Source organism: Halomonas sp. SpR8 (genome assembly GCF_031010195.1).
GTDB lineage: Bacteria > Pseudomonadota > Gammaproteobacteria > Pseudomonadales > Halomonadaceae > Vreelandella.
Genome location: NZ_JAUAMC010000026.1, coordinates 1 through 948 on the forward strand (window position 1 = coordinate 1; position 948 = coordinate 948).

At 48.7% G+C, this 948-nt stretch carries 1 protein-coding gene; it reads left to right on the forward strand.

All coding sequences use genetic code 11. The features are described 5' to 3' along the window. Positions 1 to 676: 676 nt before the first annotated feature. Positions 677 to 948: hypothetical protein (locus QT230_RS20775; RefSeq protein WP_308324061.1), on the forward strand; the 272-nt coding region annotated here is incomplete at its 3' end.

A 948-nucleotide genomic window follows, 5' to 3' on the forward strand; every position in this document is an offset into this window, starting at 1 on the left:
TGGGTCAGTTGTCGGTATCCCATGCTCTGCTTCACTTTGGTAGGTAAGGCAGAGAGGGTACCGGCGCTGGCCCTCCTACCTCTACCGAATGATCCAAAGTGCTGCGGTTATTCTATGAATCCAGGATCAGAAGCCGCTTTGCAGGGTTAACATCTATTAAAACGCGAGACTGCCAAGGAATTTGCTGAGGCTTTGCTAGCTCGCTAAACATTACTAATACTTCTGTTTCCCACCTGCGCCAATAGCTTACCGCGGATTAACCGTTTTTCGGTTTGATACGCAGATTTAACTCCAACTCGCGGTAAATTCGGTAGACCCGCTTATGGTTCTCGTCGCTTGGCAACGATAGCCACTCGCGCGCATCTTCTTGAGCTGTCGGCTTTTATCCTCATTTGTGAGTACCCTGTTTTGAGGGGCATGACTCTTCATCTAAATGTAGACTCTTCGTCATCGTGTTGTCACTTAGCTTCTGTAGTGTCTCTTAACGTTCAATTGTTGATTGACAAACGATCAGGAGCAGACCGCCATGAGTAAAGAATTCGAAGATCATCGGCTTCTTAACCACCGCAGTAGCCAACATTTTACCGAGGTGTTGGCGCGCCATGTATCCCAACGCGACATGGGGCGTATTGCCTACCGCTGATCATCTCAATAAAATAATTTAGGACTCGGTAATATGTCTACTGCAATCGGACCCACCAGCAACTCGCAACGGCTCTCTAATCCACTCGGCGACGAAACGTCCGACCGGCCAAAGTTTTCACAGTTTTTAGAGGGAGCGCAGGAGTTCCCTGATTCTTTCACGCATCTGTCTTCTTTCGTTAAAAGCCACAAACCAGAGGGTGAAGAAGGTGAGGTGAGTGACAAGGGTCAGGAGATGCTTGATAAGTTAGTGGGCGATGATAGCGACTATGCACCGTACATGGAGGGAAAGCCGGAGCTGGTAAC